Origin of the sequence: Aquimarina agarilytica ZC1 (assembly GCF_000255455.1) — a bacterium.
Taxonomy (GTDB): Bacteria; Bacteroidota; Bacteroidia; order Flavobacteriales; family Flavobacteriaceae; genus Aquimarina; species Aquimarina agarilytica.
On the sequence record NZ_JH621253.1, the window covers coordinates 63,634 to 69,453 of the forward strand.

At 33.4% G+C, this 5,820-nt stretch carries 5 protein-coding genes; all 5 read left to right on the forward strand.

Features of this window, described 5'->3' with window-relative positions:
* Positions 1–383: 383 nt before the first annotated feature.
* Positions 384–1,013, forward strand: coding sequence for a GNAT family N-acetyltransferase (locus tag KQA_RS0206155; protein WP_010179157.1), 630 nt, complete (start codon positions 384–386; stop codon positions 1,011–1,013).
* 109 nt (positions 1,014–1,122) lie between these two features.
* Positions 1,123–2,313, forward strand: a complete 1,191-nt coding sequence (locus KQA_RS0206160) for an argininosuccinate synthase (RefSeq protein WP_010179159.1) — start codon at positions 1,123–1,125, stop codon at positions 2,311–2,313.
* Between the two features lie 89 nt (positions 2,314–2,402).
* Entirely contained in the window at positions 2,403–3,386 is a 984-nt protein-coding gene (gene argC, locus KQA_RS0206165) for an N-acetyl-gamma-glutamyl-phosphate reductase (protein WP_010179161.1), read from the forward strand.
* Positions 3,387–3,505: 119 nt separating this feature from the next.
* Positions 3,506–4,648, forward strand: coding sequence for an aspartate aminotransferase family protein (locus tag KQA_RS0206170; protein WP_010179163.1), 1,143 nt, complete (start codon positions 3,506–3,508; stop codon positions 4,646–4,648).
* 159 nt (positions 4,649–4,807) lie between these two features.
* Positions 4,808–5,820: glutamate-5-semialdehyde dehydrogenase (locus KQA_RS18615; protein ID WP_010179165.1), on the forward strand; the 1,013-nt coding region annotated here is incomplete at its 3' end.

Sequence of the window (5,820 nt, forward strand, 5' to 3'; positions counted from 1 at the left end):
GGTTATTCTCAAATAATTTTTTATAAAAAAAGCTTAAAATCCATAATTAATTGTAATTTTGCGGTCTTAATATTAACGAAAGGGGCTTAGGCCGACGATTTAGAGTTAATAATTATTATGGAAAATTCGGTGAAAACAGGAAACCACATATCAATTATTTCTTCAACTTTGATGTTTGTTATCAAAGGAATCGTTGTGCGTTTTCCAATACGTCGCCCCTAGGGGTGTATAATCTATTTTGAGAAAAGCATTACTTTTCCACTTTCAAGTTAATTTTAAAGTATAAATAAGAAACGAGTTAATAGTTGTTTCTGTTTATAGAATTGGATGAAGTTAAATTTCGGCTTATAGTTTTGTGCTAAAAAGCCTTTAGTTAATGTATATTGAGCGAAGTAAAAGTTATCATAGCAAATGAAAGTCATTTTAAATTTGCTGACCAAATTTGTAAAGTAATCGAATCTTCTGCAAAAGACAGAGGTACAGGAATTGCTAAACGAACACCAGAATACATTGAGAAAAAGATGCGTGATGGTAATGCAGTGATTGCAATTAAAGACAATGAATTTGCAGGTTTTTGCTATATAGAAGCATGGAGTCATGGGAAATATGTGGCGCATTCTGGACTTATCGTACATCCAAATTTTAGGAAGCAAGGTTTGGCTAAAAAAATCAAAGAATTTATTTTTAATTATTCTTTGGAGAAGTATCCTGAAGCTAAAATTTTCGGAATTACAACGGGCTTAGCGGTCATGAAAATAAATTCAAAATTGGGATACAAGCCAGTAACTTTTTCAGAATTAACCGATGATCCAAAATTTTGGGCTGGCTGTCAAACATGTACTAATTTCGAAATTTTAAAATCAAAAGAGTATAAAATGTGTATGTGTACGGGGATGTTATATGACCCTAAAGAAGCTCATGATGAAAAGTTTGATGAAATTGAAGAAAGTTGGTTTAAGGAGAAAGTAATAAAACGACTAAAGAGAATTAAACAATTAATGATAAAACAATAGTACTTAGTAAAAGTATGTAGTTTTTATAATATTATAATTAAAGAGTAATTTTTAAAGTACAAGAATAAAGTCTTATTACTTTGTGCTTAATACTCGGTACTAAGAAAATATGGAAAAAGTAGTAGTAGCCTATAGTGGTGGTTTGGATACCACATATTGTGTAAAATATTTAATGCACGAAAAAAATATGGAAGTGCATACGGTGTTAGTAAACACTGGTGGTTTTTCTGATCAAGAATTAAAAGATACGGAAGAGCGTGCTTATGCCATTGGAAGTAAATCTCATGCAAACCTTACTATTTTAGATAAATTTTATGAAAAAGCAGTAAAGTATTTGATTTATGGAAATGTATTAAAGAATAATACTTATCCATTATCTGTTAGTGCAGAGCGTATTTTTCAAGCTATCGAGGTTATAGAGTATGCCAAGTCTGTAGGAGCTAAATATATTGCTCATGGTAGTACAGGTGCGGGTAATGACCAAATTCGTTTTGATGTTATTTTTCAAACTCTGGCACCAGGGATTGAAATTATAACACCAATCCGTGACTTAAAGTTAACACGCCAAGAAGAAGTAGATTACTTAAAAGCTTATGGTGTGGAATATTCTTGGGAAAAAGCGCAATATTCTATTAATAAAGGAATTTGGGGAACAAGTGTTGGAGGAGCAGAAACTTTAACCTCTAACCAAGCTTTGCCAAGTGAAGCTTATCCAAGTCAGTTGAAAAGAGAGGATACAGAAAAGGTGGTTCTAAACTTTGAAAAAGGAGAGTTAGTAGGCTTAAATGGCGAAAAGGGGAGTCCTGTAAAAAATATTCAAAAATTAGAAGAATTAGCTAGTCAATTTGCTATCGGTCGTGATATTCATGTTGGTGATACTATTATTGGGATTAAAGGTCGTGTAGGTTTTGAAGCGGCGGCACCAATGGTTATTATAAAGGCGCATCATTTATTAGAAAAGCATACACAAACTAAATGGCAACAATATTGGGGCGAACAATTAGCGAATTGGTACGGAATGTTATTGCACGAAGGAAATTATTTAGATCCTGTAATGCGTGATGTAGAGGCATTTTTGGAAAGTTCTCAAAGTTCGGTAACCGGAGATGTAATTGTGGAATTAAAACCTTATAACTTTAGTTTAGTAGGGATTGAATCTGATTTTGATTTAATGAAATCTGATTTTGGTCAATACGGTGAAGTTAATGAGGGTTGGACAGCAGATGATGCTAAAGGGTTTATTAAAATTTATGGTAATGCAAATAAAATTTACCATAATGTAAATAAAACGTTTGAATAACAAGTACACAGTACAGAAGTAAAGAGTACTAAGTTTTTTAATATAAAATTTTGCTCTTTACTCAGTACTCAGTACTCAGTACTTTTATTATGAAAAAATTAAAAATAGGAATCATTGGAGGTTCTGGATATACAGCCGGAGAGTTATTGCGTTTATTAGTAAATCATCCAAATGCTGAGCTTGATTTTGTGTTTAGTACAACCAATGCGGGCAAGCCATTAGATGTAGCACACCCAGATTTAATAGGTGATACAACACTATTATTTACCGATAAAATAAATCCAGAAGTAGACGTGCTATTTTTGTGTTTAGGTCACGGACGTTCGCGTGCTTTTTTAGAAGCCAACGAATTTTCGGCATCAACTAAAGTGATCGATTTAGGAAATGACTTTCGTCTGCTAGCAGATAAGGAATTTAAAGGGCGTGATTTTGTGTATGGTTTACCAGAACTGAATAAGCAAGCTATTATAAACGCCAAAAATATAGCGAATCCAGGTTGTTTTGCAACTGCAATTCAATTGGCTTTATTACCATTAGCAAATGCAAATGTTATAAATGAAGCCGTACATGTAAATGCAACAACAGGAAGTACAGGTGCAGGAGTATCTCCTTCAGCTACCACACATTTTAGTTGGAGAGATAATAATTTTTCGAGTTATAAGGTGTTTTCTCATCAGCATTTAGGTGAGATTAATCAGAGTGCAAAGCAGTTACAATCTACACATAACCAACCAATTTTCTTTATACCAAATAGGGGGAATTTTAGTCGGGGTATATATGCTACGGTGTATACAAAGTTTGATGGTACACTTGACGATGCTGTAGAGTTATATCAAGAGTTTTATAAGGATGCTGCGTTTACGGTAATTTCAAAAACTCCTATAGCATTAAAACAAGTAGTCAATACAAACAAATGTATTTTACATGTGGATGTTAAGGATGGAATGGTATTAGTAACTTCTTTAATTGATAATTTAATAAAAGGAGCATCCGGACAAGCGATTCATAATATGAATTTAATGTTTGGATTAGACGAAAAAACAGGCTTGAATTTAAAAAGTTCGGCTTTTTAAATAGTGATTAGAAGTTAGATTTTAGATCGCTTCACTGTTAGAAAATTTTTAAGAAGTATAATGTGGTTATTTTGGAAGTTGTACTGACAACTAACAATTAACAACTAACAACTAAAAAAATGAAACTATTCGACGTATACCCATTATATGATGTAGAACCTGTAAAGGCAGAAGATTGTACAGTTTGGGATAAGGAAGGAAAAGAATATTTAGATTTATATGGAGGTCATGCCGTAATTTCGATTGGTCATGCCCATCCGCATTATGTAAATAAATTAAAAACTCAATTAGATCAAATTGGGTTTTACAGTAATGCAGTTCAAAATTCTTTACAAAAAGAATTAGCAGATAAACTAGGGAAATTATCAGATTGCGATGATTATGAATTGTTTTTATGTAGTTCTGGAGCTGAAGCCAATGAAAATGCACTAAAATTAGCTTCTTTTCATAATGGGAAACACAGAATTATGGCATTCCAAAATGGATTTCATGGCCGTACTTCTGCTGCAGTAGCAGCAACAGATAATAAAGCAATTATAGCACCTATTAATGCACAGCAAGAGGTGACTATTTTGCCATTAGGTGATATAGGCATAGTTGAGGCTGAGTTAGAAAAAGGAGATGTTTGTGCGGTAATTATAGAGCCAGTACAAGGAGTAGGAGGTTTAGACCAAGCAGAGACAGAATTTTTTCAAGGTTTATCTACGTTATGTAAACAACATGATACTTGTTTAATTCTGGATGAGGTACAATCTGGTTTTGGTAGAACTGGAAAATTTTTCGGTTTTCAACATCATAACATAGAACCAGATATTATTTCAATGGCAAAAGGAATGGGGAATGGATTTCCTATTGGAGGAATTTTAATTGCACCACATATCAAATCAAAATATGGCTTGTTAGGGACTACTTTTGGAGGAAATCATTTGGCATGTGCTGCTTGTATAGCTGTGTTGGATGTGTTGGAAAAAGAAAGCTTAATTCAAAAAGCGGCCATTACTGGAGAATATTTTATGGAAAAAGCCAGAGAAATTCCCGGAGTAGTCAATTTAAAAGGCAGAGGTTTGATGTTAGGGGTTGAATTTAGCGAGGCTGTAGGTGAATTACGTAAACAATTGATTTACGAGAAGCATATGTTCACAGGTGGAGCAAAAAATAAGAATCTATTGCGTATTTTACCTCCATTGACTATTCAAAAAGAGCAAATAGATGCTTTTATTGAAGCTGTAAAAGAAGTAGTTAATTCAGAAGTTAAGCAATAAGAAATTAAAGAAGTTAGATTGACTACTAAATTAGTGTTAGCTTCTTTTAAATTCTAAAATAAAATGATGTTTAGTTTGTAGTATATGTTTTTAGTTGATAAAAGATTATATAATAGTCTTTCAACTCATAACTTACAACCGACAACTAAAAATAATAAGATGATACTAAGTATAGATAAACGTAACGCAGTATTAAAAACCATGATGACATTGGTTCGTGATAATGCACAAACTATTTTAGGTGCCAATAAAATAGATATGGATAGTTATGATGGTGCCGATTTAGCTATGGGAGATCGTTTAAAGGTAAACGATGAAAAAATAGCGGGAATGGTGGAATCGTTACGACAGTTAGCAGCATTAGAAGACCCGGTGGGTGTGGAGCGTTTTCACTTTACTCATGATAATGGAATGCAAGTATACAACCGTACGGCTTCTTTTGGAACAGTAATGATTATATATGAGTCTCGTCCAGATGTTACTATTGAGGCAGGAGGTATCGCATTTAAATCAGGAAATAAAATTCTCCTAAAAGGAGGTAAGGAGAGTTTGCGTTCAAATTTAGCTATTGTGGATTTATGGCATAAAGCGCTACAAGCAAATGAGGTGTCGACAGTTTGGGTGGAGTATTTAAATTATAATAGGACAGAAACACAAGCCTTTTTAAAAAATCCAACACAGCGAATTGATTTAATAATTCCACGTGGAGGGGAGCGTTTAATTCAATTTGTGAAAGAAAATGCGCAATGTCCAGTCATTGTCAGCGGGCGCGGAAATAATTTTGTGTATGTGCATAAACATGCCGATCAGCAAATGGCGCTCGATATAATTGTAAATGCTAAAACAGCTAAAATTTCAGCTTGTAATGCGGTAGATAAAGTATTAATTGATACAGATTTACCAAATAAAGTTGCTTTTGAAGCTGAGTTGTTGAAGCGCTTACGTGCATCAAATGTAGAAATTTTAGGAGATGCTACTTTTTCAGAGGAAAATAATGTAAGTGTAATTCCTAATGATGCTATTTGGCATGAAGAATTTTTAGACTATAAAATAGTTATTGGAAATATAAGCAATACACTAGCGGCCATAGAAAAAATTAATGAATACTCGGGTGGACATTCTGCAACCATAGTAACCACAGCCGAAGCAGCTGCCGATAATTTTATGGCAGG

Coding starts and splice junctions, on each gene's coding strand:
- KQA_RS0206170 (WP_010179163.1), top strand. CDS start 3,506: ATGAAACTATTCGACGTATACCCATTATATGATGTAGAACCTGTAAAG.
- argC (WP_010179161.1), top strand. CDS start 2,403: ATGAAAAAATTAAAAATAGGAATCATTGGAGGTTCTGGATATACAGCC.
- KQA_RS0206160 (WP_010179159.1), top strand. CDS start 1,123: ATGGAAAAAGTAGTAGTAGCCTATAGTGGTGGTTTGGATACCACATAT.